Source organism: Neokomagataea anthophila, from assembly GCF_018122595.1.
In the GTDB taxonomy this organism is placed as follows: domain Bacteria; phylum Pseudomonadota; class Alphaproteobacteria; order Acetobacterales; family Acetobacteraceae; genus Gluconobacter; species Gluconobacter anthophilus.
Genome location: NZ_JAGRQH010000140.1, coordinates 1 through 237, shown reverse-complemented (window position 1 = coordinate 237; position 237 = coordinate 1). Strand labels below are relative to the sequence as shown.

1 pseudogene is annotated in these 237 nt (G+C 67.5%); it reads left to right on the top strand.

Annotated elements, in window-relative coordinates:
• Positions 1-237 (top strand): annotated as a pseudogene (locus tag KB213_RS12330) (glutathione ABC transporter ATP-binding protein GsiA); the annotation flags it as partial.

Below are 237 nucleotides of genomic sequence, written 5' to 3'. Positions count from 1 at the left end.
TCGGGTTCGGGCAAGTCGGTGACGTCGCTGGCGCTGATGCGGCTGGTGGAACACGGCGGCGGCAAGATCGTCGGCGGGCAGATGCATCTGCGCCGCCGCAACGGCGAGGTGCTGGACTTGGCCAACGCCAGCTCAGCCGCCATGCGCGGCGTGCGCGGCGCCGACATCGCGATGATCTTTCAGGAGCCGATGACCTCGCTCAACCCGGTGTTCACCGTGGGCGAACAGATTGCCGAA